General features: G+C 44.2%; 25 protein-coding genes and 2 pseudogenes. 3 read left to right on the forward strand and 24 right to left on the reverse strand.

Annotation, left to right across the window (positions count from 1 at the left end):
• Positions 1-240 precede the first annotated feature (240 nt).
• From JOE45_RS09810 to JOE45_RS09900, 19 genes are all read right to left on the reverse strand, one after another.
• The gene (locus tag JOE45_RS09810) at positions 241-2,580 is read right to left on the reverse strand and encodes a tetratricopeptide repeat protein (RefSeq protein WP_210020370.1); all 2,340 of its coding nucleotides are present in this window, start codon (positions 2,578-2,580) and stop codon (positions 241-243) included.
• Between the two features lie 16 nt (positions 2,581-2,596).
• The gene (locus JOE45_RS09815; protein ID WP_210020369.1) at positions 2,597-3,070 is read right to left on the reverse strand and encodes a GIY-YIG nuclease family protein; all 474 of its coding nucleotides are present in this window, start codon (positions 3,068-3,070) and stop codon (positions 2,597-2,599) included.
• A gap of 266 nt (positions 3,071-3,336) precedes the next feature.
• On the reverse strand, positions 3,337-4,080 hold the full coding sequence (locus tag JOE45_RS09820; protein ID WP_210020368.1) for an isochorismatase family protein: 744 nt from the start codon (positions 4,078-4,080) through the stop codon (positions 3,337-3,339).
• Positions 4,081-4,117: 37 nt separating this feature from the next.
• Positions 4,118-4,468, reverse strand: a complete 351-nt coding sequence (locus tag JOE45_RS09825; RefSeq protein WP_210020367.1) for a nitrile hydratase accessory protein — start codon at positions 4,466-4,468, stop codon at positions 4,118-4,120.
• Positions 4,469-4,485: 17 nt separating this feature from the next.
• A complete protein-coding gene (gene nthA / locus JOE45_RS09830) occupies positions 4,486-5,121 on the reverse strand; it encodes a nitrile hydratase subunit alpha (protein WP_210020366.1) in 636 nt (211 codons plus the stop codon).
• Complete coding sequence (gene nthB / locus JOE45_RS09835; protein ID WP_210020365.1) at positions 5,108-5,824, reverse strand: nitrile hydratase subunit beta; 717 nt, start codon at positions 5,822-5,824, stop codon at positions 5,108-5,110. Before nthB ends, nthA begins: the two co-directional genes overlap by 14 nt.
• A gap of 34 nt (positions 5,825-5,858) precedes the next feature.
• A complete protein-coding gene (locus JOE45_RS09840; RefSeq protein ID WP_210020364.1) occupies positions 5,859-6,806 on the reverse strand; it encodes a dihydroorotate dehydrogenase in 948 nt (315 codons plus the stop codon).
• Positions 6,803-7,591 carry a dihydroorotate dehydrogenase electron transfer subunit gene (locus tag JOE45_RS09845; RefSeq protein ID WP_245246836.1) on the reverse strand — a complete coding sequence of 263 codons (789 nt, stop codon included), beginning with the start codon at positions 7,589-7,591 and terminating at the stop codon, positions 6,803-6,805. The genes JOE45_RS09840 and JOE45_RS09845 overlap by 4 nt, the downstream gene beginning before the upstream one ends.
• A 234-nt stretch (positions 7,592-7,825) precedes the next feature.
• Positions 7,826-8,518, reverse strand: coding sequence for a class II aldolase/adducin family protein (locus JOE45_RS09850; protein ID WP_210020363.1), 693 nt, complete (start codon positions 8,516-8,518; stop codon positions 7,826-7,828).
• A gap of 71 nt (positions 8,519-8,589) precedes the next feature.
• Positions 8,590-9,387 (reverse strand): ABC transporter ATP-binding protein, encoded by a 798-nt coding sequence (locus tag JOE45_RS09855; protein ID WP_210020362.1) that lies wholly within the window; start codon positions 9,385-9,387, stop codon positions 8,590-8,592.
• Positions 9,387-10,157 carry an ABC transporter permease gene (locus JOE45_RS09860; RefSeq protein WP_245246838.1) on the reverse strand — a complete coding sequence of 257 codons (771 nt, stop codon included), beginning with the start codon at positions 10,155-10,157 and terminating at the stop codon, positions 9,387-9,389. Before JOE45_RS09860 ends, JOE45_RS09855 begins: the two co-directional genes overlap by 1 nt.
• 35 nt (positions 10,158-10,192) lie before the next feature.
• A complete protein-coding gene (locus tag JOE45_RS09865; protein ID WP_210020361.1) occupies positions 10,193-11,275 on the reverse strand; it encodes an ABC transporter substrate-binding protein in 1,083 nt (360 codons plus the stop codon).
• Positions 11,276-11,328: 53 nt separating this feature from the next.
• Positions 11,329-12,621 carry a dihydroorotase gene (locus tag JOE45_RS09870; RefSeq protein ID WP_348632516.1) on the reverse strand — a complete coding sequence of 431 codons (1,293 nt, stop codon included), beginning with the start codon at positions 12,619-12,621 and terminating at the stop codon, positions 11,329-11,331.
• Positions 12,622-12,888: 267 nt separating this feature from the next.
• Positions 12,889-14,526, reverse strand: a complete 1,638-nt coding sequence (locus JOE45_RS09875; RefSeq protein ID WP_210020360.1) for a PucR family transcriptional regulator — start codon at positions 14,524-14,526, stop codon at positions 12,889-12,891.
• A gap of 355 nt (positions 14,527-14,881) precedes the next feature.
• Positions 14,882-15,067 (reverse strand): hypothetical protein, encoded by a 186-nt coding sequence (locus JOE45_RS09880; RefSeq protein ID WP_210020359.1) that lies wholly within the window; start codon positions 15,065-15,067, stop codon positions 14,882-14,884.
• Positions 15,068-15,120: 53 nt separating this feature from the next.
• A complete protein-coding gene (locus tag JOE45_RS09885; protein ID WP_348632517.1) occupies positions 15,121-16,407 on the reverse strand; it encodes a Zn-dependent hydrolase in 1,287 nt (428 codons plus the stop codon).
• Positions 16,408-16,657: 250 nt separating this feature from the next.
• Complete coding sequence (locus JOE45_RS09890; protein ID WP_210020358.1) at positions 16,658-17,497, reverse strand: ABC transporter permease; 840 nt, start codon at positions 17,495-17,497, stop codon at positions 16,658-16,660.
• 27 nt (positions 17,498-17,524) lie between these two features.
• Positions 17,525-18,304 carry an ABC transporter ATP-binding protein gene (locus JOE45_RS09895; RefSeq protein WP_210020357.1) on the reverse strand — a complete coding sequence of 260 codons (780 nt, stop codon included), beginning with the start codon at positions 18,302-18,304 and terminating at the stop codon, positions 17,525-17,527.
• A gap of 104 nt (positions 18,305-18,408) precedes the next feature.
• On the reverse strand, positions 18,409-19,437 hold the full coding sequence (locus tag JOE45_RS09900) for an ABC transporter substrate-binding protein (protein ID WP_210020356.1): 1,029 nt from the start codon (positions 19,435-19,437) through the stop codon (positions 18,409-18,411).
• Between the two features lie 284 nt (positions 19,438-19,721).
• On the opposite strand from JOE45_RS09900, the pseudogene JOE45_RS09905 reads away from it, so the two are divergent.
• Both JOE45_RS09905 and JOE45_RS09910 read left to right on the forward strand, forming a co-directional pair.
• Positions 19,722-20,225 (forward strand): annotated as a pseudogene (locus JOE45_RS09905) (DUF444 family protein); the annotation flags it as partial.
• Positions 20,222-21,031 (forward strand): annotated as a pseudogene (locus JOE45_RS09910) (SpoVR family protein); the annotation flags it as partial. The pseudogenes JOE45_RS09905 and JOE45_RS09910, both read left to right, overlap by 4 nt.
• A gap of 109 nt (positions 21,032-21,140) precedes the next feature.
• Here the strand turns inward: JOE45_RS09910 and JOE45_RS09915 are convergent.
• Entirely contained in the window at positions 21,141-22,619 is a 1,479-nt protein-coding gene (locus JOE45_RS09915) for a recombinase family protein (protein ID WP_210020354.1), read from the reverse strand.
• A 105-nt stretch (positions 22,620-22,724) separates the two neighbouring features.
• Between JOE45_RS09915 and JOE45_RS09920 the strand changes: the two genes are divergently transcribed.
• On the forward strand, positions 22,725-22,934 hold the full coding sequence (locus JOE45_RS09920; protein WP_210020353.1) for a hypothetical protein: 210 nt from the start codon (positions 22,725-22,727) through the stop codon (positions 22,932-22,934).
• A 112-nt stretch (positions 22,935-23,046) separates the two neighbouring features.
• Here JOE45_RS09920 and JOE45_RS09925 read toward each other — a convergent pair whose 3' ends face one another.
• Genes JOE45_RS09925 through JOE45_RS09940 form a run of 4 tightly spaced genes read right to left on the reverse strand, consistent with a single transcriptional unit; the run spans position 23,047 to position 26,280 of the window.
• A complete protein-coding gene (locus JOE45_RS09925) occupies positions 23,047-23,736 on the reverse strand; it encodes an isochorismatase family protein (RefSeq protein WP_210020352.1) in 690 nt (229 codons plus the stop codon).
• Positions 23,737-23,747: 11 nt separating this feature from the next.
• A complete protein-coding gene (locus tag JOE45_RS09930; protein WP_210020351.1) occupies positions 23,748-24,119 on the reverse strand; it encodes a DsrE family protein in 372 nt (123 codons plus the stop codon).
• A gap of 46 nt (positions 24,120-24,165) precedes the next feature.
• Entirely contained in the window at positions 24,166-24,981 is an 816-nt protein-coding gene (locus tag JOE45_RS09935; RefSeq protein ID WP_210020350.1) for a DUF3891 family protein, read from the reverse strand.
• 15 nt (positions 24,982-24,996) lie between these two features.
• Entirely contained in the window at positions 24,997-26,280 is a 1,284-nt protein-coding gene (locus JOE45_RS09940) for an FAD-dependent monooxygenase (protein ID WP_210020349.1), read from the reverse strand.
• Between the last annotated feature and the right edge of the window lie 156 nt (positions 26,281-26,436).

Genomic DNA, 26,436 nt, shown 5'->3' on the forward strand with positions numbered 1-26,436 from the left:
TGACATATTCCCATTTTGTCATATGGCAAAGACAACATGCTGTCAGCGAATAGCTGTTTGGTACAAAATAAGCCCGCCCGCATGGCAAGATGTCACTACGGAATGGCTTGAAAGGGTTCTAAACTATTTTATGACTTAAGGGCTCGTATGCTGATTCCTATATTTAGTAGATTCGCCTTATCTCTTGTAAATTCCTTCCTTATGGATTAACTTTAAGACACACTGAACGCACAACAGTTTCTACCGTAGAGGAGGCAGAGCCTTTTTCCCTTTATCGGTAAGCTCTTTCCATGCTTTTTTCTCTTCTTTCAAATTCACGAAGTGCCCCATATAGCCTAAAGCCACCAGAATAATGCCTATGATGTTTAAAAAAGAGATGAGAGCTATACTAACCCCGATCCCCAGCAAATATAAGAAGGTCTTCATGAAAAATCCTGTATTTCTGCGCTCTTGATGGCTGTGGGCCTTCTTCAGCAGCTTCGAGATCTTCGCGTTCTCTGCTTCCCTTCTCGATCCATATACCTTACCTTCATAGGTTCGCGCTTCCTGCTCAATAACCTTTCGGATCTCTTTGACATACTTCCTGGTCGTTTGGGGATTGAAGCTCTCCAGCTTCGCAAGCAATTGCTCGGCTTTCTCGGCGGTAGAGTAATTGCTCCGCTGAATAAGCGATTCGATCTTTTGGATTTCCAGCTCTGCAGCTTCGGCCTCATCCAAGGTGTCATAGATGATCCCATCGATTGTTCTCGCTTCCAGATCAAATTTGTTCAGCGCCGCTTTGACCTGATCTATGTGCTCTTGCGGGAGTCCCGTTTGGAAAGGCTGCTCTTCCAGCAACTTCAATGAAGCTTCGGCGCCTTCCTTCGTGGACAGATCAAACTGCTCATATAGCTCTTGAGCGGCCTCCCATTCCTCCGCCGCTAGTCTGGCTTGTTCTTCGCTGGAAAAGATAACGCCCCGGAACGAACGCTTCTCTTCAAATTTCGCTAATACGTTCTCCATTTGCTTCACATATGAGGACACCGCCGGGGTCTGAAAGCGGTGCTCTTCCATTTGCTTCAACACATGCTTCACTTGATCCTCGCTCGAGAGATCGGCCTGCTCCATCATCGGTTTAATGATACTCAATTCAGCCGAAGCCGCGGCGGCCTCTTCCATGCTGCTGTAAAGAATCCCTTCCACGGTCCTCGACTTTTCTTCAAATTTCCGCAGCGCAGCTTTTACCTTTTCGATATGCTTGTCTGCCGCTTGCGTAGTGAACTTGCGTTTCTGCAGTCTTTGCAAGAGAGCGGCGGCAGAAGCTTCCGTCAAATAATCCCCGCTTTTGACCATGGCCTCTGCCTCTTCCGCTTCGGCTTGGGCCAACGACACTCCGTTGATGCTATGCAGATGCGGTTGAGCCGCTGCGATCTGCTTCTTCACCCAACGTTGATAATACAACGGGGGTACGCCTTGATCGGACAGCATGACAGCCGCATAACCAAATAAGCTGAGTACGCCGATGACATCGTCGTTATCTACGACGCGGTATGAATATAGCTCCTCAAATGATTTTTTGACATAGTGGTTGCCGATCGACATCCCCAATAGCTGAATGTTGGCCTGAATCGTTTCTTTATCGGTCACACCGCATTTCCGAGCCCATTTCTCCGCTTCAGCCACGACCGCCTTGAGCGTTTTCTCCGAATTCCGTTTCACAGAGACCAAGTGCTCCGGATATTCGCGCTGCAGCATGTTCAGCTTCTCTTCCACAGGAACCCCGTACTTTGCCGCTTCCTTCAAGCACAAATAAGCGGGATACATCTCCTTCTCGGCCAAATAGCATTCCGCGCTGCGGAGCAGAGCAGTCCCGTCCATCGCCCGGCTGTCCATATAAGGATACTGCCTTCCGGCTTCCTTCAGGTTGCCTTGTTCATAGTAAGCATGACCTAAGCCTACTTGGGCCTTTTCATTCAGCAGTGAAAATTTGGCTCTAAATTCCCCATAGGGATCGTACTCGTCTTCATTGTAATATTGGTAGTAGTTGTCAGGGGCTACCCGGTACCGACCGTCGTTAAGCGTGATGCTTTGGCATTTCTGAAAACATTCAATAGCATCCGACCAGCGACGTTCCTCCAGACTCGTATTGCCCCCCATCACATACGCCTCTTTGATGGAATACACCTGCTGCATAGCCTCTTCCGCATCCTCTTCAAAATAGAGCGCTCTTTCAAAGGTTTCGATCGCTTGATCGATTTTGCCCCAATCCCTGTATGCGCCTGCTTTGTTCATCAGCACATCACGGTCGGACGGGTCTGACTCCAAGCATTTGTCGTACAGCTCAATGGCTTCTTCATATCGTTTCAAATACCATGATAGAAGAGTTGCCTTATCGTAATACGTTGCAAAACAGGGATTGAGCGAAAGTGCTTTATCGTAACAAAAGAAAGCTTCCTCGTATTTCCGAAGGGCTTCCAGCGAGCGGCCTTTCATCACATAATGCTCGTAATCATCCGCTTCTCTTTGAATCAGAACGTCATAGAGCTCGATGGCGGCCTCATATTTTTGGTTATCATATAATGAGCGTGCTTTGGATTGCATCGTTTGGCTTTCCTTTCTACATGAATTGTTTATTCCATTCCGGACGGTATTTGCCTACCATCAGCGGCTCTAGCGCCTTGGCGATTTCCGCAGCCCTCTCGTCTGAGCCGGTGATTAATAGCTCGATGGATAACTGATCACGGTGAGCATGCATTTTTTGTCCGGATCCATGTGTTCTTGCGCTATCGCTGTCTCTGCGATAATCCGATAGCCGTTTGCGAAAGCCCCCGTTATTCCACTCGACCGCCCGGCCGATGTATACGACCTTTCCGTGCAGCCGGGCCCGATATAAACCGACGCTAGTGTTGTACGGCGTCAGCTCAATCTGGGCTAACGTACCGATACTTCGCCATTCGTAGTCCCATTGATCCACTGTTTTCCCTTGAATCGTTCGGCTGCGATTCTGCTCGTAGGCCGAACGCTGAGCCCCCGACACTGCTTCTCCTGCCAGCGTTGCCGCGCCTTTAAGTAAACTTTTGAAAAAACTCATCTACTCCATCCCCTCATGATACTTCTCTAGCTAACCGTTATATGTACGATAAATACAACATATACTTCTAGTTCTTTGGACTTAGAAATAGTGGTTTAAGTATAAAATTAAGGGGGAATTTTGTCTATATGATGTAAGTGAAAAATAAATTCCTTTCATACCTCACGCTTGAAAGCATGCCAAAAAACCTTCCAATGAATCATCGGAAGGTTTTTATACTATTTTTCAATAATTTCTTTAACTCACGTCGTGATCCGACAAGATGATCATCCCGTTGTCTTTATAGAAAAATCGATTTTGTTATCGTACAAGCCTTTCTCGATTTGACTGAAATACGTCACGATATCAGCTGTACTTACCACATCTGCATATTTGGCGTTCATATCAAAAAGATTGATGGCATGCGACGCCTGCCCCCGATCAAAGGTGCACTCCTCGGCTACTCCTACCTTAAAGTTCAAAGAGAACGCATCGATAACACTTGCGCGCACGCAACCGCTCGTAGTCGTTCCGCAGATAATGAGAGTATCTACGCCAAGATCGATGAGATACCCTGTCAGCGGGGTGCCGACGAAGGGAGACGGCTTCAGCTTTTCAATCACAAATTCACTAGGTAATGGGGCAATTTCCTTCACAATATCATTCCCCCGGAACCCAGGCACGCCGAAATCATCGCCGGCACGCGTATTTTTACGATTCCAGCCTCCTCCGTCGAAACCGTCCGGCCGGAGATCTTTACCTGTCGAGTAAAATACCGGAATATGCTGTTCACGGGCGGCTGCAAGCATTTTTTGTATATACGGGATGGCTGCCCACGCCTCCTCGCCGCAGCTATGACGCCATGAACGGATCGATTCCAGTATTGGCTCTTCTTTATGTCCGCAGAACGCATAGTTTACATCTACAACCAATACTGCAGGCCGTTTACCGAATTCCCCCTTGGCGTTATAACCTGAGCTACCAAAAACTTCTTTATCCCACTCTGTTAAAAATGGTTCCCAAATCCGCATGAGCAAAAACCTCCTAATAGGTTATCTAATATATTCATCAGCAAACGTGATGTCTTTGACCGGATGTAAATTCATGAGTCCTTGCTTTTAACTGCTCTTCCGTGAATACCTCTTTGTCCACCAAAACCTTCTCAAAGGCATGGACCCAATGCTGGTAATAAGCAGTGACCACATCCGTTTCCGGGTTTTGACGCTCGGCCTCCCCAATCTCCCGGACAAATTGTCCGTTAAACACCTTCCACGGATAAAACCCTTTCTCTAATAAAAGCACCGCCATGGCAAAAATTCGGCCTTCCCAAGGGGTTTTAAAAATGAGCTCCCCGTTCTCCCGGGGCAAATTCGCAGATTCTTGTATATAGTTCATTAAAACTTTAGAATCTTCATCCATAGGTATGCTCCTCCTCGTTAGTTAGCAGCCCTTACTTTGGCTACGCCGATCATCGCATCCCGTGTGATTATAGCTGTCAATTCTTCCTCCGTCATATGCTCCGTTCCCGGAGGCCGCTCAGGAAGTATAAGATAACGGACCTCCGCATTGCTGTCCACGACACGGATTTCTACCGAATCCTCCAATTCCACGCCAAATTCCTGGAGCACGCTTCGAGGATCGATCACCACTCTAGAGCGATAAGCTGTGCTCTTATACCATGTAGGAGGCAAGCCCAGCAAAGCCCATGGATAACAAGAACAAAGTGTACATACCACCACATGATGAATGCCGGGCGTGTTCTCCAAAACAACCAAATCGCTTTGCATATTTTTCAAGCCAAGCTCGGTAAACGCAAGATTCCCATTTTCCAGGATCTTTTGTTTAAATTCCGGATCAACCCAGGCCCTCGCGACCACCTTGGATCCGTTCATCGGACCGATATCCGAAACGAAATAGCGAATCAGCTCATCCACTTCTTCCGTTGAAATCAATCCTTTTTCAATAAGAAGAGATTCGATGGCCATGGTCCGCATTTCTTCAAACGATTCCGGCAGCTTATGAGGATGGTTATGATCATGATGGTGATGGTGATGATCTTCATTGTTTTTCATCTCGCGTTCCTCCCCATTCCAAATAATCCTCCCACATTTCGATCAGCAATTTATCGTTAGGAGAAGCATCTTCTCCCCATATGTCTTGTGCGTTGAAGCGAACCTGGTAGACCGGCTGATACACGTCGATTCCCTCATGAACTCTGACGTCCGGCAAAAAATAATTGCCATGAATAGCTTCAACCACTCCCACTTTACCTCGAATATAACGGGGAACGCGGGTATGGCCCAAGGGAGACATTTCCTTTACCCTCACCACGGAACCCGGTGAAAATATAGGCTGAATCGGTTCATTTTTCTGCCTTACGCTCCTAGTGACCTGAATCACTTTTCTTCTCTGAACCGAAGGCAGCATGGGCTGCACTTTACGGTAGGGCTGTAAGTGAGAAGTAAATTGAACAGGAGAGATTTGCGTTATTTTATCCGCAATCTCCTCTTCCGTTAGGACGCCCTTCTCCATTAATAGAGCTTCCAATCTTAACAACCACGTCTGATAATAAGAAGAACCCAGATAAAATACGGGATGCATTCGCTCGCTGGCATGCCGGCCTTCATCAAGATTGTAGATCCGGCATTTTTTGATGACAAGCGTGGTAATCGCCCTCATTCTTGCTTCCCACGGTTCATGAAAGACCGGTTCGTTCTCTTCCCTTTCTATGGGGCCAAAGCTGTCCGTTCCGCCCACATCATGCATACCGTTCATGTTCCAGCTCCCTTACTTCAATTTAAACCTCCGCTTATTCAGCAACTATAGGCTCACTTGCCATGACTTTTCCAATTAATTCTCGGATATCACTAATGTGATATGTACGCATATAAGCTTTGATGTCCTCTAGCGTATCCGTCAACGCTGTTGGATTCACAAAACTGGCGGTTCCAATCTGAACAGCAGTAGCTCCTGCGAGGATCATTTCTATCGCATCTTCCCCGTTCATTACACCACCGCAGCCTATGATGGGCAAGCTCGATGCTTGGCGGACCTGATAAATCATCCGAATAATGATCGGCTTAACGGCAGGACCTGACAAGCCTCCCATCACATTACCGATTTTAGGTTTGCGAGTATGGATGTCGATGGCCATAGCTAAGACGGTATTCGCTATATTTAAGCCGTCGGCCCCGCCCTCTTCAGCCGCCACGGCGATCTCTTGGATGCTTGTCACGTTAGGCGATAGCTTGGCGATCAGCGGTTTGTCCGTCACTTCTCTCACCTTACGCAGCAAATTACGTGTAGTTTCCGGGTCTAAACCAAAAGCCAAACCATTTCCTTTCAGGTTCGGACAGGAAATATTCAGCTCAAGAGCCGCAACTTCTTCCAATGACCCGATGATCTCAGCCATTTCGGCAAATTCATCGATAGAGTCCGCCGATATACTGGATATCAATGGAACATGGTACTTCTTATAGTAGGGAATTGTTTTTTTTAAGTAATAGTCAATGCCTTTGCTTTGAATGCCAATGGAATTGATCATACCCGCTGTCACTTCACATACCCGTGGAGTCCTATTTCCTTTACGCGGATATTTGGTAATACTTTTGGGAACTACGGCAGCCAATTGATCAAAATCGATCACCTGATCCATATCTTCTCCAAAAGCACCGGATGCCGGCATGATCGGGTTGGGCAGCTTGAGACTTCCAATGCTGACTTCCAAATTGATTTCATCTTTCGCAGACTGATTCATGTCAACACCACCTTACCCAAAGAAAAAACGGGCCCTTCCCTGCATATCCTTACCGTATGGATCGAACCGTCGGATTCATGGATATCGCAAACGCAAGCATAGCATACGCCCATGGCGCACCCCATATTTTCCTCCAAGGCCACTTCAGCGAAAATTCCTCTTTCCTTGGTCATTTCCTGCATCAACATAGAAAGCCGTTGGGAGCCGCAAGTGTAGGCCGCCTGGATATCATGCTCACGGAATATTTGTTCCAGAAGCTGGCGAACATGCGGAACGTCGCTATTTCCGTCCTCTTCCGTTACTGTATAAACTTCCGTTCCGCAGCTCTGAAGCGATTCGGCCGCAAGCAAATCATCCTTTGTCCTTGCGCTGATAACAGCAATACTGCCCATTTGGCGCTCCGATGCTTTTTGAGCTAGCGCTGCAAGCGTGGCAACTCCCACACCCCGCGCAAGCATCAAGATTTTGCCGCCGTTTTCCTTCAAGGTGAACCCAACGCCCAGTGGGCCGAACACATCTACGGTATCGCCCGACTTGAATTGGCTCAATCGCTGTGTGCCGATTCCTTTAACCAAATATAAAAATTCTATCGTTTGTTGACGCGGATTGATTTTATATATGCTAAACGGGCGGCGCAGCAAAGGATAGGATTCATCAGCACAGCGAATATTGAAAAACTGACCCGGTTCTACGTCCTCCTGAAGCCCCGATGCATCCACAATCATATGCCAATACCGGTGGCTGACCTGCTGATTGGATACCACTTGTAGTTTTGCCACTTTCATCACAATTGCTCCTGTCCGCTTTTGTTTGACTGGATTCCGGCTTTAACATACCGGAGATCCATTTTTTTATCATTATACTGAACCAAAACAGAGCAGTCGTTGTGCAAAAGGCTAAAAGAAATAACGTCTTTTTGTCTGAACGGATAAGCAGCTCCGTTGAGAGAAAAACCCCTTCGTTCCGGTCTGTCAATCAGAGAACGTAAACGTCGGGGTTATCGATTGTTCGTTAATAATCTAAATTAAAATATCCTGATATTTGCGGGCATAAAAATCCCAGGCGGTATCGTAGTATTCCTTGTCTTTCGTTCCTTCGCTAAACTGCCCTTCCGTGTAATTCACCGGGATAGGTCTAGGGGTCCCAACTTGATGCGCCATCAATTGCATCTTCGCTGTCGTTTCCAAAGCCAATGTGTTTAATGCCGCCCGCTCGATGGTGCTGCCCACGATCGTCGCGCCATGGGAGCGCAGCATTACAGCTACCGAATTACCCATTGTAACAGCCATTGCGGCTGCTTTCTCCGGTGTATCCACTTGTCCGCTGTAATCATGAAGCGGAACCTCCGGAGCAAAAATGGTTCCCAAATGATTCACCGGAATAATCGGTACTCCGGAAATAGTAAAGCTGGTGGCTACCATCGGATGGCAATGAACAATAGCTTCTACTTCAGGACGGCGTCTATATACCTCAGTATGGATAAAACGTTCTCCTGGCGCCTCTACTTCTCCTGGCAGGGTTTCTCCATCTATATCCATAGTAACAATATCATCGACCGTGATATCAAACAGGTTTTTCCCTTTCTCATGAAGATGCCCTAGAATAAGGAATTTATCTGTACCTGGAATACGGCAGCTCATATGTCCGTAAGTTAATTCAAAAACACCTTCATGATTTAAGATTTTAAGACAATTAACAAGTCTGGTTTTCATCAATAGTATCTGCTCGTTTGCTGAATCATTAGAATGGTTCATGGATAATCCCTCACTATTTTTAGTTTGCATTACATTTCCTTCAAAATGCCTTGAGATTTGAATTCACCGCGAATTTCATGAACGTACTCCATAAACCTGGTATTGGACCGGGTATCCATCGACCGGGGTCTGGGCAGATCGATGGAAATATCGCGGACCACTTTTCCAGGACGGGAGGACATCACCAATACACGATCGGATAAGAAGACGGCTTCCTCGATGCTGTGTGTAATAAACAATACGGTAAACTTGTACTTGTCGTAAATTTTAAGCAAATCCAGCATCATTTGTTCCCGCGTAAGAGCATCCAGAGCGCCAAAGGGTTCATCCATCATCAGCAAAGACGGATTTTGAATGAGCCCCCGGCAAATCGCTACGCGCTGTTTCATCCCGCCTGATAATTCGGACGGATATTTGTCGCCGAAGCCTTCCAGGCCGACCATTTTCAGTAGTTCTTCCGCGATTTTTCGATTAGGCTGTTTATCTTTGCGGTCAAACCAGGTTGAATTCTGAATTTCAGAGGGCAGCAATATGTTCCCAAGAATCGTCCGCCACTCTAACAGTAAATCCTTTTGAAACACGATCGCATTTTCGTCCTGCGGCTCATGGGTTACCTTGCCGTTCACCTCGACGGTACCTACCGTAGGTTGATCAAGACCGGCAATCAGGTTCATCAATGTACTTTTACCGCATCCGCTCGGCCCAACAACAGATACGAACGAAGATGGCTCAATGGACAAATTTACCCGGTTTAACGCCAATACCGGTCCGCTTCGTGTTTGAAACGTTTTTTCCACATCTTTGATTACTATTTTCTTTCCCCTCATTACGCTTCCTCCTTACGCGTTGCACGGTACCAAGGCATGGACAACCGTTCAATCCAGCCGATGATGGAAAACAACCCGATCCCGATGAACGCCAGGGTGAATATAACGCAAAACTCCATGGTCACATCCAGTTGAGAATGAGCAGTCAGCTGCAGATAACCCAGACCCTTCTGGGAAGAAACAAATTCTGCGACTACGGCCCCAACCACAGCCAGCGTGATGCCGACCTTGAGTCCTCCAAATATGCTCGGGAGGGCCTTGGGAAGCCTGAAGTAAATGAAGGTTTGCATCTTGTTAGCCCGAAGCGATTTGGCCAAATGGAACATATCCTTTTCCATCGACTGCAAACCGACCACCGTGTTGATGACAATCGGGAAGAATGAAATCATGAATGCGATCAATACTTTGGTGAGCATCCCGAATCCGAACCAAATAATGAGCAAAGGTGCGAATGAAATCATAGGCACACAGTGAATACCAATCAAAATCGGGAAAACGGAATTAGAAAAATACTTTGAATACACAATCAGAATTGCGATCGGAATACCGATGAACACAGACATCGTGAATCCGAGCAACACTTCGCTGAGAGTGATTCCGCTGTGACTTACGATGACGGACCAATCCTGGATGAATCTCTCAACGATATTCATCGGGGTCGGCATTAAATACTCTGGAACTTGTAAAATACGACAGGCGACTTCCCATACCGCAAACAACCCCAGCAATGTTAATGTTATGGATGTCGTGCGGGATACGTAATTCCTCAAACGGGTTCCTCCTCTAAAGCCTATCTGGTTGAGTGCTATTGCGGCATGAATTCATTAGTGAAATAGTCATTTCCGGGCAGCTTATTCTTAATCAAATCACTTTCCAACAAACGGGTTGCCGTTTGCTCAATACTTTCCGGATCGATCCAGCCGTATGGCTTATCCTTAATTGCCGCCAGCTCGGCCGTACGCTTGATTTGTTCGATGACCAGTTCTTCATTTGCCGTATCGGGGAACAGCTTTTTCGTGATGGCCGCAGCTTCTTCCGGATGCTCAAATGTATATTTGAACCCTTCGTTCAAGGCAGCCAAGAACCGTTTGGTCGTATTCGGGTTCTCTTCCAAGAATTTATTATTGGCAATGAGCGTTAAACTCGCAATGTTGAATCCAAAATCAGCAATATACATCGGCACTAGCTTCGTTCCTAATCTTTGTTCAAATAACGGGTACTCATTGTTCGAAAAGACAGCTACAGCATCAACATCCTTATTAAGGAAAGTCGTATTGCGGGCTCCGGTTTCCAATTTAATCAGCTCAACCTTACTGGTATCTACGCCATTGGCATTCATAAACTTCTCGTAGATGTGCGTAAATGTCGAATCCGTTGAAGCGGCAAGCTTTTTGCCTTCTAAATCTTTGGGCGAATTCACCGGGTTATCGGGATACGAAAGCACCGCTATTGGCGAACGCGATGCGTATGAAGCAATCATTTTTACCGGCATCGATTTATCTATGCCTTGCAAAGGCTCGACGGTTGATGTGACTCCGATATCGTCCTTGTTTTGAGCGATCACCTGCAGGGTTTGTACCGAGCCGCTTCCTTCCAATACATCGACGTCAAGTCCGTATTTCTCAAAAATGCCTTTTTCTTGCGTTACGAAGAATGGCGCATAATCACCTTTAAACTTCCAGTTCAGCCTTAGGGTGATTTCTTTCTTTTCTGCCGGAGGCAAGCTGTCGCCCACCGTTCCTGCTGGCTTAGCCGTTGAATCCGCCGCACCCTGTTGAGCTCCGTCCGTATTTGGCGTTGTTGCCGAATTTCCGCTTTGACCACAGCCCGCCAAAATAACGGTGAAGATCATGACCATCATCATCAAAAATTTACTCGTTTTTCTCATCTCGTAAACCTCCCCAATGTTAGTTTTATCTAGCAGCATTGGCTAGATCCTATTCAGAGCGATAGCTCGTCATATACTACTTTACCGTTCACCATCGTCATAACCGCTTTTCCTCTGAGCTTCATCCCGGTAAAAGGAGTATTCTTCGATTTGGAACAAAAAACTTTCGGATCGACAATCCATTCTTTATCCGGGTCCAAGATCGTGATGTCGGCGTCGAGTCCTTCTTCCAGTTTCCCCGCAGGCAAACCCATAATTTTCGCAGGACTCGAAGTCAATTTCGCCACGGCCTCCATTAAAGGTAATTTACCGTTATGGACTAAATAGGTGAAAGTGAGTCCGACAGCCGTTTCCAATCCGACCATCCCAAACGGCACTTCTTTCAGCGGTCGCGATTTCTCCTCGAGCGAATGCGGCGCGTGATCCGTAGCTATAACGTCTAAGGTGCCGTCGACAAGCCCCTGAATAACGGCCTCTACGTCCTTCAGAGGTCGAAGCGGAGGGTTAACCTTAGCCATCGCTGCGCATAACAGCACTTGTTCGTCAGTTATGGTAAAATGATGCGGCGCTCCTTCTGCAGTTACACGCACTCCTCTAGATTTGGCTTCCCGTATAAGCTGTACTCCTCTCGCTGTCGAAACGTGCTGGATATGCAGCTTTGCTCCCGTTTCCTCGGCGAACAGAAGATCGCGAGCGATGATCAGCTCTTCACCCAAAGACGGAATACCGGGATCGTTAATCTGGGCGCTGACCTTTCCTCGATGAATGGAGCCTTGGGTAACCAAATGATGATCCTCACAATGCGAGCTGATGGGGACATCCAATTCGGCAGCCTTGCAAAAAGCTTTATAAACAAGCTTTGGGTCCATCACCGTTCTTCCGTCATCGGTAAAGGTTACGGCTCCCGCTTGATATAAGCTTTCCATATCGGTCAATTCTTGTCCCTCGATACCATACGTTATCGCAGCAGACGAATGCACTTTAACGACCCCGTCCTTTAAACCGGTTTGCAAAACATACTCCAAGGTTTCTACATTATCGATAGCAGGCTTTGTATTTGGCATGCATACTACGGAAGTAAACCCTCCGGCGGCAGCCGATAACGATCCGGTTTGAATGGTTTCTTTATACTCCAGGCCAGGGTCTCTAAAATGGACATGAATATCTACTAAACCGGGAACGACCAACAAGTCGGTTGCATCAATGACAAAATCCGCATCCACTGCGTCTTGGTTACCGATACTGATGACTTTTCCATTCTCAATCAGAACATCAACTTGCCGCATAAAATGGGTATCCGGATTGATGACTTTTCCATTCTTAATGTGCGTTTTTAAGACAATCACTCCCTCTCCTTTATTGTTCCGCCAAGCCGTCTTTCATGTTATGTTACTTCACTTGTGTGATGTTAACTTACATATATCTTATTTGAATCTCAAACCTTTTTCATTGTTCATTTAACAAATATCCGAGTGATTTCGTTGTCCGTTTCAACAATTGACTTCATCATATGGATATCCTGTTTAGATCAATGGACAATAAAGTTTGGAATCCTACCCATTTTTTTCTTGTTGATGTCATGTTTTCTCCAAATAGGGTATGGAAGAAGCATTTCATATTTGATTGTTTAAAATATCCTGTATCTTCAGTCCGATATGCAGCTTCAAACGCTCTTCCGCATCATGAATTCCGCAGCCAGTCAGCTGCTCGATTTTTTGCAGCCGGTATTTTAGCGTATTTACGTGGATAAACAATTTATCGGCCGTATCCGATAACGCACAATGATTTTTAAAGTAAGTACAAAGCGTCTCCATCAGACGGGATTGATTACTGTCGTCATATTCGACCAGCTTTCCAACCGATTCGGAGTACAGAGCCTGTAATTCTTCCCGGTCATGGAATTGGCCGAGAATCCGGTAAATGCCTAAATCATCAAAATGAACCGATTTGTTCGTTCCCCATATTTGCTTACCTAATTGAACCGCATTCACTGCTTCCCGATAACTGGAATGGATCCCTTTAATTCCGTGAGCATATCGGCCAATTCCGATCGTAAAGTAAATGTCCGGAAATTCCCATCTTAATCGCTTCAGCACCATATCCGTAAAGGCGACGATGCGTCCTTTGCTATGGCCTTCATTCTCATCGACAGGATACAGTACGATAAGGGCATCCTTCCTTAACCCAATAATGGTGCCTTTGCTATATAAGCTTAAAATGTGATCCATCTTTCGCAGCAGTCTCATTTTATATTTTTGAAGCAGAACCGCATCGTTATGATGACTCTCCGCCATAGCTGCCTTATCAAAGTCAATCACCAGCACCTGATAATTTTTCGTTAGATCCCAACCGAATTTTCTGGCCTTGGCCATGACTTCTTCCCCATCCTTGGCAACACCCAATAAAATATCGGTTAAAACATCATCCTTGTAGGTCTGCTCTACATCGACTTTTGTTTTTTCTTTCAAAAATTCCAATGCCAGTAAGGGGATGACCCGTTCCAATATAACAAAGTCCTTCTCACGAAACGGTTGGGTCGTTTGCCAGCAAGTTACATATCCATATAATTCTTCATTAAGCAATAAAGGCGTCACAATGCTTTGGATTTCCTTATGGTTTAAAGTCCGGTTCATACGGATAGAACGCTTTGACGCTTTGAGCTCATTTTTTTGATTTCGGTTTAACGGGAGAATCCCATTGTCATAAAGAACCCCTTCCACAAAGGGAAATTCCGATTCTACCGTAACCAGATTTCCAGTCATCTCCTCTACCGCTTGCACAATAGCAGGGATTCCTTTGCCCCCCATTGCTAGCTCCGTGACCCATTGAAAGAACAACTCCAGATCCTCATGCTCCGTCTCTGACTTATTTAAAATATAACTCATCAGCGGCGTCATGATGTCCAAATAGGAAACCTGGCTATCAATCTCAATGATCGGCATATTCAACCGATTCCCTTCGGAAATGATAATTTCCGGTATTTCTTTAATAAAACGATGAGTTTTAATCGCCAGCGCCGCACTCCCGATGTCCGAAAGCTCTTGAACCAAACAGCGTATCGCTTGTTCATCATTTTTGATGGGAAACAGGCTTGTAAGCAGCAAATCGTTTCCTTTCATCCAGCGGATCACATCAGGTACTTCCATGACGGCAATATAATCGATCTCCCGATCCAAACCCTTTTCGCCAGCTACGACCCTGCAGCGGGTTAATCCACCCACCTTCATCGCATTCCGAACGGCAATCCCCATATGTTCACCCCATGATCATATTTTTTTGATTTGAACGTCTTCTCAGATCAAGCGATGAGCCCTGTTATTGTCGGTTTAACCAAATCCCCCCATCATTTTTGTTCATTCCATTCTTTCATACATCCTGCTGGAAAAGATATTCGCCCTTGTGTTTAATTGGATTTTTTAATATCTTACCTCCATGTCCACATTGTGTCAACTATTGTTACATAATATTTTAATTTGTCGATTTAAACAAATTATAAATGTTATATAATATAACAAAATAGCTTAGTCAAAGTGTATCACCACGATGACTAAGCTATTTTTTCACTAAACGATCCCTTTCATGTACAAATCGCAGTTCACTTCGCCGTTATAAGGCACAATTTAATCCAAATACATTCTTAAGTTCCGTGTAATCCAAATCTAAAAGAATGCAGCATTTCTCTACTTCCATGAAGAAATCGTTTTCCTCACTAGGCAGATCCCGAGCAACATAATACATATTAATTAAATCAAATAGCTCAGATAAAACTTTAACCTTTTCTACTTTATTCATATGTATCATACCTTTCTTTAGATGGTTTGTTACATATCTTGCATAACGACCTTTTATATCACGTTTTTGGTATCTGCATTCGCACCTATTATTTCAATATCCGTGTCAGCATACTGAACCATAACATGCTCCAGCAAGGAGACACCTATAGCAATCTGCTCGATCGAGCTATACTCGTCTTTATGATGGCTTAAACCGTCTTTGGATGGAATAAAAATAAGTCCAACCGGACAAAGTTGAGCCATATTCATAGCATCATGTCCGGCTCCGCTCATCATGTTCTGATAAGTGATCCCAAGGTTGTCACAACGCGAAGATACATAGCTTAAAACGTGTTTATCCAGGATAACGGGGTCTTCGTCGCTTAAGATATTCGTTGCAATTTCTAAGCCCCGCTGCTCCTCTAATTCATAAATTAACTTGAACAGACGGTCCAGAACGGCTTGCCTGGACTGTATTACCGTACCGCGAATCTCCAGCTTTAAACTAACGAAATCCGGAACAACATTCATCGCTCCTGGATGGACATGGCACACACCGGCTGTAGCCACCGTGCCGTGACCTTGCTCCGCCAAAGCCGCTTTCTCAAGCCCCGTAATGATTTCAGCCGCCCCAATCAACGCATCCTTCCGCATATTCATAGGCGTCGTGCCCGAATGAGAAGCCTTACCCCGAATCGTAACCTCTAGTCGGGTCGGTGCGGCGATCCCTGTTGCAAGCCCTACTTGTACAGAGCTATTCTCTAATAACGGACCTTGCTCAATATGAAGCTCGAAGAAGACCTTGAACTCATTCCTGCTTCTATGAGCAGCTCCGATCCCTTCTAAATCCAAGCCGACACCGGCTAACGCTTCCCGGAATGAAATGCCATCCTTGTCTTTCAGCTTTTCAAGAGATTCATGGCTGATCTTACCCGCCATGGCTTTACTGCCAATCGTGGAAACGCCGAACCGCGCTGATTCTTCACAGGCAAATGAGATAATTTCGATAGGATTTCGGGTGGTAATCCCTTTCTTATTGAGACTGCGTATAATTTCCAGCCCTGCAACCACCCCAAGCGTTCCATCATATTTGCCGCCCTCCTGAACCGTATCCAAGTGAGAACCGCAAGCAACCACAGGAAGATGAGGCTCCCGGCCCTCCCTCCTGGCGATGATATTGCCACAGGGATCCATCCTGACGGACATTCCTTCTTCCTTACATTTGCGAATAAAATATTCATTGGCCTTCCAATGTTCCTTCGTATACGCAAGTCTGGTGATTCCCTTATTCTCAGAAGCACCTATTTTATTAATTTCTTCCAGGGTGGACTCCAAACGAGTAATTTCCAGATCGTTCACCTCACCATAACAAAGCCTTTTTATTATTATATTTAACAAACAAAGAACAATCGTTGTGGATAAAGCCGAAAAAAAATATTTTTTATTTGTCCGATCGGATAAAAATGAGACGTACGTTGGTTTATGACAATTTGAAATATCTGCATCGCAACCTCAGGATTTCCGGATCAAAATTATACCTTGTTATACTTAAAAAAACCGACTTTCGTCGGTTCGACGTCTGTTGTTCCCATTGGTTCGTTGCGTTAACTCATGCATCAGGATTAGACAGACCCCATCTCTTGATGGTGACTTTTTGGAGAAAATCAAAAACATACTTTTCAATCACGAATCCGAGAATTCCAATCGTAATCATGCCGACGATAATTTCATCTCCAGCTAACAAGGATCTCGCATTATTTATCATATACCCCAATCCACTGGCTGCAGCAACGATTTCCGCCCCTACGATATTCCTCCAGCTGGCTCCATAGGACAAACGCAAACCCGTAATAACATATGGCAAGGCTCCCGGTAGGTATACCCGGAAAAATAATGTGAATTTCGTAGCTCCCAATGCTTTTGAAGCCCGAATAAGCGTAGGGTTAATGGCATCAATACCAGAAATCGTATTAAACAAAAGGGGCCATATTGACGCCATAAAAATAATAAAGATGATGGAGCCATCGCCAATTCCGAACCAAAGAATAGCAAGAGGAACCCATGCGATTCCCGGGATCGGATATAATAATTTAAGAGTGGACATCATCCATGTACGCATTTTAAGGGAAATACCAAGCATAAAACCTAATAATAACGCTCCGGAAATCCCCATGATAAATCCTGTAAATTGTCTTTTAAGACTAATGGCTATTTGATCAAATAAAAATCCGCTAGTTAGAACCTCCCAGCCTCGCTGCACTACTGCAATAGGACCGGGCAGCATAAATGCAGGATAAATTTGCAAAGATGCAACCAATTGCCAAATGGAAATTAAAACAGCAGGAAACCATATTTGCATTAATATATTTCCGATCCATTTCTTCATTTTCATTTGGGTATCTGTCGATTCAGGATTCGTACTCTTGGTAGTTACAGATAAATCTGACATACTTAGCACCCCTCAGAAATGTATATTTTATCCAACGGACATATGATAATTTCCTTCTTGTTCCAACAGCTTGAATAACCTGGCTTTAATGTCCAATAGTTTAGGTTCATTGACATCTCTCGGCTTTTCTATATCGATCGTTTCATCTAGAATGATTCTTCCCGGTCGGCGCGAGAACACTAAAATCCGGTCGGCTAATACTAAGGCCTCATCCACCCCATGGGTAACAAACACGATGGTTTTCTGGGAACGTTGATGAATCTTGATTAACTCAAGCTGCATCATATATCTGGTTTGGGCATCTAGAGCAGCAAAAGGTTCATCCATTAGCAGCACTTCCGGGTTAGGTGCCAAAGCGCGACTTATGGCTACTCGCTGTTTCATCCCTCCTGAAAGCTGATGGGGGTATTTATCCGAGAATTCCGAGAGATTCACCATATTCAAATAATAATCCACAATTTCTTGCCTTTTTTGCTTGCTTAGGCTTTTATCCCGAAGCAGACCGAAACCAACATTATCTCCAACCTTTAACCACGGAAACAAAGCATGCTCCTGAAAAACATAGCCCCGATCAGGCCCTGGATCAGAAACCACTTGACCCGCCACCTTGACGGCTCCGCTTGAAGGATTCTCAAATCCGCCGATCATATTTAACATGGTCGTCTTGCCGCATCCGCTAGGCCCTAGCATGCATACGAATTCGCCTTCTTTAATCTCAAAACTTACGTCATCCAAAGCTAACGTACCCTCTTTTTTATCTGTCCGATAAATTTTATTTACATGGCTTGCCTGAATTTTAATATCCATAATATTTCTCCTTCATTAAAAGTAATGGATAGGATGATTGTCCAAGCATGTTGTTAAAATGAGGATACAACAAATTGTGTATCCCCATTCTTACTTCCTTACTGCTATTTACCAACGCTTCTTTGAATAAAGCTTGGGTCTACTCCGGCACTCATATCCGGCGCTTCTTTGATGATTCCCTGTTCTTTCATAGCATCAACTAAAATTTGCAGCTGCTTCGATTCCGCTTCAGCCAGCACTATGTTTGTCTCTAATGAATCGTGCGTTACCTTCACGTCCTGACGAGAGAATTCTGCCAAAATTTCAGATGCCTTCTGGGGTTCGTCTTTAATAAATTGAATCGTCTTGGCATGGACATCCGTCACAGCCTGAACCAGTGCAGGATTTTTTTCGATCAATTCATTTCTTGCGATCAGCACCGAGAAATAAGCAGGACCTTCCCACATTTTCTCCGGCGGTACAAGCATCGTTGCCCCCTTATCCAAAGCGATACTTATATACGGATCATACATTACTGCGGCATCGATCTCCCCGCGCTCTAATGGTAAATAAGTGTCTTGCGGGTTAAGCGGCACAGGTGTAATATCACTGTAGGTAAGCCCAGCTTGTTTTAATACATGCAGACGAAATTGCAGTTCATGAAGCGTCCGCCCCTGCGGCACGCCTACTTTTTTGCCTTTTAATTTTTCGACTGAATCGATAGCCTTATCCATAACTACAATTCCATTCCCGCCGGTGCTTGTACCGGAAAGAATTTTAACCGGCGCTCCGTTCGCAAGTAAAGCAACAGCCGTGGCCGTATTGGTGTACCCAATTTGCGCACTGCCCGAACCGATCGCCTCACCTGCGGCCGTTCCAGACGGAAGAGCTTTAAAATCCAATCCGCTTAAACCCGCATCCTTATAGTATCCTTGCTTATTTGCAATAAAACCCATACTTTGAGGCCAACCGGGAGCTCCCGCCACTAAGGTAAATTCGGCAGCGACATCCCCCTGCAACGTACCGGCTGCAGCTGATTTATCAGTGTTTACGGCAGTCTCTTTTACTTCGCTTGACGTATTTCCGCAAGCAGAGACCAAAATGAGAATTAGCGCCAATACGACAGTTGAAAATACTTTATAAGCTTTTTTCATAAGTACAAAACCTCCCTAAAATATAGTCCTTACATCCTCAACTCAACCCACAACGTTCATCACCATTGTCGTTTTAACCTAATTTCGGTTTACCATTAGCCCCCCCAAAATACCCATGTAATAATAACGTAATGATTCCTTACATGTATGTTACAATAAAAAATCCATATCATCATTGTCACTTAAAATAACATGTAGTGGTATTATTTTGTCAGAATAAACAATTGACATCCTAGAACTTTTAGTATCTATTTTCTCTTCTGTCTCATTGTGGCAACCCCAAATCCATGGGCTCCTTTGAAAAATATATCGCCCGCAGCTTCTTTTTCTGGATGACACGCTTTCTGCGTACGAAATACGAGCACGTGGAAATCGTGTTTATCGCTCACCACACGGAAGCGAAAGTCGTGACGGAGGAAGAGTTTTTCACTAAGGGCGAGAGCGGCGGAACGATATGTTCCTCAGCGTATCAGCTTGCGGTGGATTTGATCGACCGTTCGTACCCTTCATCGCGCTTCAACATTTATCCGTTCCATTTTTCCGACGGCGACAATCTGACCTCCGACAATGAGCGGTGCGTGAAGCTGATCAATGAGCTGGTCAAACGCTGCAATCTGTTCGGCTACGGCGAAGTAAACCAATACAACCGCAGCAGCACCCTGATGTCGGCTTACCGTAACCTGCACGACCCGAAATTTGTTCATTATGTGATTCGCGAGAAGGGCGAGGTTTATAAAGCGCTCAAAACCTTTTTCCCGAAAGGGATGGAAGGGAAGGTGGCAAGATGAATACGGATTACATGAAGCAGCTTGAATATTCCATTGCGGAAATTACAGAGGTCGCCGAAGGCTTTGGCTTAGATTTTTATCCGATGCGCTACGAAATCTGCCCCGCCGATATTATCTACACTTTTGGAGCTTATGGGATGCCTACCCGTTTTAGTCATTGGAGTTTCGGAAAAACCTTTCACAAAATGAAAATGCAATACGATTTCGGGCTCAGCAAAATATATGAGCTCGTCATCAATTCCGATCCTTGCTACGCATTCCTGCTCGAAGGCAACTCCCTGATCCAGAACAAGCTCATTGTGGCGCACGTGCTCGCTCACTGCGACTTTTTCAAGAACAATGTCCGCTTCTCCAAAACAAACCGCAATATGGTCGAGAGCATGTCCGCTACGGCGGAACGCATCCGGCAGTACGAGATGGAGTACGGCATCGATGAGGTGGAGAAATTCATCGACGCCGTGTTGGCCATTCAGGAGCACGTGGACCCGCTTCTCGTCAAGCCGTATCATCGGCAGCGCGAGGAACGCGACGCCAAACTCATCACCATGAAAGAGCCAACGGAACGGCATTTCGGTTATGAGGATCTGTGGGATCTGGACAAACGCGGCAAACCTGAGGGCGAAAAGCTTCCAGAGAAAACGAAATTCCCGCCGGTCAGGCAAAAGGATGTCATGCTGTTCATCGAAGAGCACGCGCCTTATATGAAGGATTGGCAGCGCGATATTATGACGATGCTGCGCGACGAAATGCTCTACTTCTGGCCGCAGCTCGAGACGAAAATCATGAACGAAGGCTGGGCTTCGTACCGCTAAGGTGCTCACGCAAATAAACTCTCTATGAACGATGAAGATCGTCTATGGAGAGCTTTTTAATTTGCGTTTTCGGTTAGAAACCTTGCGGGATAGCCCCACTCTGCTATAAAGAGCGTAGTCGGATCTCAATATCTTCAATTCCATGGATGATAACATACCGAATAAACGTTTGAATAATCGCTTTTGCTTGCTCCACTGGCATGAATTCTATTGCTGAGATCATGTTATAAATTTTGTCATTTAATTCATTTTGAAGTAACTCAATATCAATAGGATCCCGTTCGCCGCGGTCTGCCATTTTCATCTCAGAAATAATTTGTTCTAATCTTTCTTTTTCTTCGTTGAGATCTGTTAGTTCAATGAAGCCTGCTGTATAAGCTTCCACTTTACGTTTATACCTTGCCTTAGCTGTTTTTACTTTCTGTTCAAGCTGCTCTCTTTCTGATTTCGCCGATGGATCCGCAGCCGTCATTCTTAGAATGCCAGAGTTATCCCAACTAAGAAGTGATAATCCTTCTTTAAACCAATTTTCAACATCATCTGCACGATATTGCTTACTTGTACAGGTACCTTTATTTTTGTTTGCCGAACAACGATAAACTCGGTACCGGTGATTCTGTGACCCTGAATAGCCAATACTCATTCCAGAACCGCAATTTCCGCATCGAATTAAACCGCCTAGTAGATGTAGACTCGTTTGTGCCCGAGGAGCCATTTTCGTTTGCGCTAACCTTTTTTGAACAGCTTCCCAGGTCGGTTTATCAATGATGACAGGCAAGCAATCTTCAACGATGACCCATTCCGAATCGTCCTTTTCCTTGCGCTTTGATTTGCTTGAATCTTTTCTATTCCATACCATGGATCCTTTATATGCCGGATTGGTTAGCATGAGCTTAATGGATCGTATTGACCATTCTTTGTCATGTCGAGAGGGTATCCCTTCCTCATTCAGTAATTTTGCTATGGAATAAAACCCATTTCCTTGATGGAGATACAATTCAAAAACCCTCTTGACGATTTTAGCTTCCTTTTCATTAGTTACTAATGATTTATCTATTAAATCATACCCATAAGGGCTTTGAGTCAACCATTTCCCGGTACTTGCAGCATGCAGCATATTTTCAAATACCCGTTCACGAATTCGTTCTCTTTCAAATTCCGCAACTGCACCAAGAACCTGTAATGTAAGGCGTCCCGAGGGAGTGTTCGTATCAAATGATTCACTTATGGAAACGAATGAGACCTCGAAGTCTTGGAACAAATCAATTAGATTTAATAAATCGAGCAATCTTCTACTCATCCGGTCAAGCTTGGTCACCATTATACGAGTTACATTTCCGCTTTTAACAGCTTGTAGTAAACGTGTTAATGCAGGACGCTCAAGATTTTTCGCAGAATAGCCATCGTCAATAAAGATCTGGAATTGGTCAGTCCAACCCATTGCGCGACAATAGGCTTTTAACCGTTCCTGCTGTTCTTCTAAAGACACACCTTCGCGAGCTTGTTCATCCGTTGAGACTCGACAATACAAAGCCACATAACGGAGGTTGTCAGAATTAAGTTTCCCTGTTTTTCCGTCCATGGCTTCCCCCCTCTTATCTATTTATATGCTTGTCCTTTTTTTGATATGAGAAAAATAAGGGTTGTCCTCTCTTCTCAGTGGCATAGGATGTATTGAGGTGATCATATGGGACAACTTAAAGTACGCTTTACCATCGAGCATAGCTCGCAATTGATGAGCTTTACGAATCGTACAGAACTAGAGAAGCATCCATTGTCTTACCTTTTCATAACCCAACTGAATGAATTTGAAAGAAAACTAAAATACGCAGCGGCGGATCATTGGTTAAAACAGCGGCTAGGGTATGATTCATTGACCAGCTTTCGTATTCAATAATAAATTCAGCTTCATAAATGAACAAAGAGCCTAACTCTAAGATATGAGTTAGGCTCTCACAATTTTATTTACAACCGTAAACGTTATTTATTACTGAGAAACTGGCCGGTCATTATTTGTTTTGTAGCTCCTTTATAACTTCTTCCACCGGAACGACATCTGCATATTTCTGCTGCATATCAAAAAGATTAATCGCATGAGAAGCAATCCCACGGTCAAACACACATTCCTCTGGAACAACCACCTTATAATTATGTGAGAAGGCATCAATTACAGAGGCGCGAACACATCCGCTTGTTGTGCAACCAGTAATAATCAGACTGTCTACATGACGGGCTGTAAGATAGGAGGCCAATGGCGTCCCAAAAAAAATGCTTGGTTTTTTCTTGGAAATGAGAATCTCTCCGTGTTGAGGTTTCAACTCTTCTACTACTTGCGAACCCTTTTCCCCTTCTAAGAGCGCAGGGTGATCAAAAATATCCCCTTTGATGCCGACATGCTCGTTAGGGGAAGATTTGCTTCCCTCGATAATCGTAAAAAATATCGGGAGTCCAGCATTTCTCGCTGCATGTAACAGCAATTTAATATGGTCAATGGCTTGCCAGCTGGTCTCTCCGCAGCTGGTTGGATATTTTTGTATAGATTCCTCGATGTTTTCTGGTGAATCCCCAGTAAAACCGTATTGTACATCCACAATAACCAAAGCAGGCTTCTTACCAATTCCTAATTTTGTCCCCAAACCAGCCTTTTGGTAGACTTTCTTATCGCGTTCATCCAAATAGTTTTCCCATATTCTTGCCATGAACTCCCCTCCTATCCGTACGTAATGACCCGATCATGTTCAACGGTTAGCCGCACAAGAACATTTGGTTCTCCAAGTTCTACCTGTTTTCCACTTAATTCCTGATCAGTCATCCCACGTGCACCGCAGGAAATTTTGGATAAATAAATTTTCCCTCCCCCTGCAATGATAGTATTGTATGACTCGCGCAAAGACGTTACACCTTCTCCAACCCCAATTACGCTATCCAAAATATCATTACGCATGAGCTGAACAGCGCTTCCGGCCAAGAACATCGAGACGTTGTGACCTTCTTCTAATGCTGTTTTAGCTATAAGAAACGCACGATCAGCTTGAGTAGGCGCCTCAGGTCCATGGGTTAAATGAATAAGAATTTTCGCCATTGTTACTCCTCCTTTTAAGCAATATTTTTCCCGTTTTCACACTTATTTAGGTTTCTAAAGGAACGAACTTCCAATCTACTAGCTCAACTTTTGCTTCTTCCATAGCTTTATAGACTTCTTCATGCGATCCATAACGGATATCCGGAATTTTGCGCAACCGCACAGTGGTCTCCACGACGGAATCAAATGGAAATGGATCTACAGCAACCGTTCCGTCACCTTGCCCTTGGACCGTAATCATACACCCTTCACTATCCACCGTTTGACGTACGGGACCCATAATCAATTGGCTCTTCGTATCCAATGTATTCATAGATACATACTGTGAGAGTCGGTCCATAAATTGAAGAATCTCATAATTCATCCATAAATGATCTTCGAATCTGCTTCTCGGCTCTGCTTTATTCCACAGATCCATCTTCAGATCTATCCAAGCCTTTTGCTGCTTAATAATGTTCTCATTGATAAAAGGAACCAATTCCTCGGGAATTTTAAACGTGAACATCGGGTCATATCCAAAACGACTAGTATATAAGCCAATCCAATGCATCCCTACCAATAATCCCGCATAGGGATCTTCCGTTTTGACTTGTTCATATCCCTTGCCGTAAAACTCGACATGTTGAAGAAGATTTACGTTAAGAAAGGGAACAGGCTGCCCTGTTTCATGATTGAACAGCACCTTTGTATCCGATTCTACCCAACCAATATCGTGTTTCTCCACTGCCAAACAAAGGGAATCAAATTGATTTGGACGATCAAACTGTTCATTCCCCCAACGCCTTGCAACTTCTCCTGCTTGTACGGAATGATCATATTGATTCACGAGATACAAATATCCATCATGCCTGGTAATGAACATTAAAAGGCTCCCCCTCTATAAATTTAATTTCAACTCTTCCTCCGAAAAAATAAATGAATCATCAATTTCTAAAGGTTTATCCCTCGTAAATAGCTGTTTATATATATTTTGTACATCGGGCATCTTGGTGGCTATGCTGAACATATGTGGCGCTAAATCTTTCTTAACAGGTTCTCTTGTTAAAAACTTCTCTAACGTAACTTGAAGGTTTTGTATCATTTTCACTTCTTTTTCACGTCTTTTTTGTACTTGTTTAAGGGTTTCAATGGACAAATCATTATTTTTAAAGCCTTTATAAATAACATCTGCTGCAATTACGGCCGTTCCCATAGCCAAGGTACTTCCAACTGCTCCCCAAGGAGTTACACAATGCGCCGCATCACCTATGAGCAAACAGCCATCTTTGGCCCAATCCTTTACATACCTCATTTTACACAAAAGTAAAACAAACGATTTGAAGTCGGTTATAGGGTCCAGATAGGTTTTAAGAATAGGTATATCCTCAATTATTTTTTTCTTAAAAGCTTCAATGCCTTCCTCCTTAATTTTTTGAATCTCTCCTCTGGTCAGAGAAATTCCACACTGAATATATCCATCTAACTTAGGCAAGAAAAGGTAATTATAATGTTTTTGGAAGTGAAAATGATAAATGTTATAGTCCCATGACTCGGGCGTTTTAAAAGAAAACCATAAAAGATCGTTGACGTAATAATCGAGATCCAACTCAAAATTACCAAGTTTCTCCATTGTTGAGTTTCTTCCGTCTACACCTACAGTTAATTTGGACGTGATATATAAATCTCCCTCAAACAGCTCTGTTTCGTTAGTTTCTTCTCCTGGTTTTGTTTGTGCATACACACCTACAATTTTTTCTCCATCTCTTAGAAGATCCTTCACTTTAGTATTAAACAATAATTTGAAATTTGGATATTTTTTTGATTTCTCGAGCAATGCATTAAGAAGAGTAGGTTGAGTCAGTCTGGCACAATAACTTTCTTCTTCAATTAAGGTATTAAAAGCGAGTCGCATAATTTCCGTATTTTGGTTAAAAACGACCACTTCAGGAATTTTTACATGCGATTGAGTTTCAATATAATCTAATAAATTGAGTTGTTTCATTAATTGAACAAACCGGGGCTGTGTAATTTCTCCTCTATATTCTCTATAAAAATCCGCATTTTGCTCTAAAACCAAGATATCCATTCCCTGCTTAGCCAGCAGTAATCCTAACAGCATTCCAGCAGGACCAGCGCCAACGATACACACATCCGTTTTAATATCTTTTGTTAATTTCTCCATTAGTAAAGTCACCTTTCTCTCTCTTCTATTACATTCCGCATCAATAAATTCACCTTTCTCTCAAATGATTCATATCACTTCTTACACATATTATATTATATATAATATATATCTTGGAAATACTGTATATTTATTGCTTCATAAGTTTTATGAACA

This window comes from Paenibacillus sp. PvR098, assembly GCF_017833255.1.
Taxonomy (GTDB): domain Bacteria; phylum Bacillota; class Bacilli; order Paenibacillales; family NBRC-103111; genus Paenibacillus_G.

Bases quoted from the DNA above. Each gene is read 5' to 3' on its own strand.
- JOE45_RS09850 (WP_210020363.1), bottom strand. From the start codon at position 8,518: ATGAAAACCAGACTTGTTAATTGTCTTAAAATCTTAAATCATGAAGGT.
- JOE45_RS09915 (WP_210020354.1), bottom strand. From the start codon at position 22,619: ATGGACGGAAAAACAGGGAAACTTAATTCTGACAACCTCCGTTATGTG.
- JOE45_RS09930 (WP_210020351.1), bottom strand. From the start codon at position 24,119: ATGGCGAAAATTCTTATTCATTTAACCCATGGACCTGAGGCGCCTACT.
- JOE45_RS09935 (WP_210020350.1), bottom strand. From the start codon at position 24,981: ATGTTCATTACCAGGCATGATGGATATTTGTATCTCGTGAATCAATAT.
- nthB (WP_210020365.1), bottom strand. From the start codon at position 5,824: ATGAACGGTATGCATGATGTGGGCGGAACGGACAGCTTTGGCCCCATA.
- JOE45_RS09845 (WP_245246836.1), bottom strand. From the start codon at position 7,591: ATGAAAGTGGCAAAACTACAAGTGGTATCCAATCAGCAGGTCAGCCAC.
- JOE45_RS09815 (WP_210020369.1), bottom strand. From the start codon at position 3,070: ATGAGTTTTTTCAAAAGTTTACTTAAAGGCGCGGCAACGCTGGCAGGA.
- JOE45_RS09920 (WP_210020353.1), top strand. From the start codon at position 22,725: ATGGGACAACTTAAAGTACGCTTTACCATCGAGCATAGCTCGCAATTG.
- JOE45_RS09880 (WP_210020359.1), bottom strand. From the start codon at position 15,067: ATGAATAAAGTAGAAAAGGTTAAAGTTTTATCTGAGCTATTTGATTTA.
- JOE45_RS09890 (WP_210020358.1), bottom strand. From the start codon at position 17,497: ATGTCAGATTTATCTGTAACTACCAAGAGTACGAATCCTGAATCGACA.
- JOE45_RS09925 (WP_210020352.1), bottom strand. From the start codon at position 23,736: ATGGCAAGAATATGGGAAAACTATTTGGATGAACGCGATAAGAAAGTC.
- JOE45_RS09825 (WP_210020367.1), bottom strand. From the start codon at position 4,468: ATGGATGAAGATTCTAAAGTTTTAATGAACTATATACAAGAATCTGCG.
- JOE45_RS09865 (WP_210020361.1), bottom strand. From the start codon at position 11,275: ATGAGAAAAACGAGTAAATTTTTGATGATGATGGTCATGATCTTCACC.
- JOE45_RS09940 (WP_210020349.1), bottom strand. From the start codon at position 26,280: ATGGAGAAATTAACAAAAGATATTAAAACGGATGTGTGTATCGTTGGC.
- JOE45_RS09840 (WP_210020364.1), bottom strand. From the start codon at position 6,806: ATGAATCAGTCTGCGAAAGATGAAATCAATTTGGAAGTCAGCATTGGA.
- JOE45_RS09810 (WP_210020370.1), bottom strand. From the start codon at position 2,580: ATGCAATCCAAAGCACGCTCATTATATGATAACCAAAAATATGAGGCC.
- JOE45_RS09820 (WP_210020368.1), bottom strand. From the start codon at position 4,080: ATGCGGATTTGGGAACCATTTTTAACAGAGTGGGATAAAGAAGTTTTT.
- JOE45_RS09855 (WP_210020362.1), bottom strand. From the start codon at position 9,387: ATGAGGGGAAAGAAAATAGTAATCAAAGATGTGGAAAAAACGTTTCAA.
- JOE45_RS09900 (WP_210020356.1), bottom strand. From the start codon at position 19,437: ATGAAAAAAGCTTATAAAGTATTTTCAACTGTCGTATTGGCGCTAATT.
- nthA (WP_210020366.1), bottom strand. From the start codon at position 5,121: ATGAAAAACAATGAAGATCATCACCATCACCATCATGATCATAACCAT.
- JOE45_RS09895 (WP_210020357.1), bottom strand. From the start codon at position 18,304: ATGGATATTAAAATTCAGGCAAGCCATGTAAATAAAATTTATCGGACA.
- JOE45_RS09875 (WP_210020360.1), bottom strand. From the start codon at position 14,526: ATGGGGATTGCCGTTCGGAATGCGATGAAGGTGGGTGGATTAACCCGC.